Consider the following 1,692-nt stretch of genomic DNA (forward strand, 5'->3'; position numbering starts at 1 on the left):
TGAAGCACTTGAAGTTGCTTGAACTTGCAATGCTTCTGCCTTGTCTTCTGAGTGGCCGGATGCACCTGAAGCCGCGTCAATTTCCAAACCAAACTTTTCAGCAAAGTATGAGAATGGGTGCAAAGCTTCTGCGTGGTAGTACTTCACGAATTCTGGGTCATCCAGAGTGTTAAGTTCAGTTGAGTAAGCCATGTGCTTAGTGTACTTAACGTCGATGAAGGCCGGGCCGTCCATCTTCTTCCATTCTTCTACAGCAGCTTGGAATTCAGCCTTGTCGTGAACAGTGAAGGCCTTCATGTTCATACCTTCAGCAACCTTTGCCCAGTCGTTGTCTGGAATGATAACACCTGACAGAGGTTGGTTGGATTCGTCACGCTGTTCTGCTTCGATGAAGCCCAAAGTTTCGTTAGTAAAGACAACAGTCAATACGTGCATGTTGTAGCGAGCCAAAGTAAGCAGTTCTTGGCTCATCATCGCGAAGCCACCGTCACCGGCCAAGTGCCATACTTCACGGTCTGGCATTGCAGTTGCGGCTGCAATGGCAGCTGGTGAGCCGTAACCCATGGTTGCGTACAAGCCTGAAGTAGTCCAGCGTTGCTTGCCGTTCATGTTCAACAGACGTGCGTGGTCCATGTTAACGTTACCAACGTCAATAGCGAAGACAGCGTTGTCTGCGGCTTCCTTGTTGATGACATCCCAGATCGGTTCTTGGCGTACACGGCCTTCGTCCTTCAAGTGGTCGTCAGCAAATGAAGCAGTCCATGCATCCCATTCTTCACGGTCGGCCAAAGCAGCCTTGTAAAGTGGTGATTCTTCGCGGGCTTCACCGGCGTCGATCAAAGCACGCAAGCTCTTCTTAGCGTCTGCCAGGATTGATACGTCAACTGAGTGACGCTTGCCTTGCTTTTCTGGGTCAACGTCGATTTGGATAACCTTGGCGTTCTTAGGGAACCACAATACTGAGAATGGTGAGTTGTTACCAACCCAAACTACCAGGTCAGTGTGGCCTTGAACTTCGTTAGGAGCCTTAGCACCGAGACGGCCGATAGTCCCCAAGTATGGCTTGAAGCTGTCTTCAACGATACCCTTGCCCAGGTATGAGGACATCATTGGCATCTTGAACTTGTCAGCAAATTCCTTCAATTCTTCGGCAGCGCCTGAAGCACCCAAACCGAAGTAAACAACTGGGTTCTTAGCTTCCTTGATCAACTTAGTTGCGGCTTCAATTGATTCAGCAGTTGGAGCAGCGTAGTTGTCAGCAACGTGGTTGCTTGCGGAAACGCGGTAGTTGTCTTCGATTTCTTGCCAACCGAAGTCCTTAGGAATTACCAAAACAGCTGGACCCTTCTTTGCGTAAGCTTGACGGATAGCAGTGTCCATCAAAACTGGCAAAGCTTCCTTGGTCTTGGCTTGGTGGACCCAAACGGCAACGTCACGGAACCATGGCGTTTCGTCAAAGGCTTGGAAGAAGTTGATGTCTTGACGAGGAGTTGGAACATTGGCTACCAGGGCAACCATTGGGGTCTTGTCGTACTTAGCGTCATACAAGCCGTTCATCAAGTGGATGGCACCAGGGCCAGCTGAACCCATGCAGACACCAAGCTTACCAGTAAGCTTGTATTCTGCTGAGGCAGCCAAGGCACCGGCTTCTTCGTGACGAACTTCGATGAACTTAATCTTGTCTTGCATTTC

General features: G+C 49.9%; 1 protein-coding gene. It reads right to left on the minus strand.

Annotated features, from left to right (window positions below):
- The coding region (gene spxB, locus HMPREF3168_RS04280) for a pyruvate oxidase (protein ID WP_070488624.1) at positions 1–1,692 on the minus strand (1,692 nt) is incomplete at both ends.

The sequence above is a fragment of the Lactobacillus sp. HMSC08B12 genome (assembly GCF_001808415.1).
In the GTDB taxonomy this organism is placed as follows: domain Bacteria; phylum Bacillota; class Bacilli; order Lactobacillales; family Lactobacillaceae; genus Lactobacillus; species Lactobacillus delbrueckii.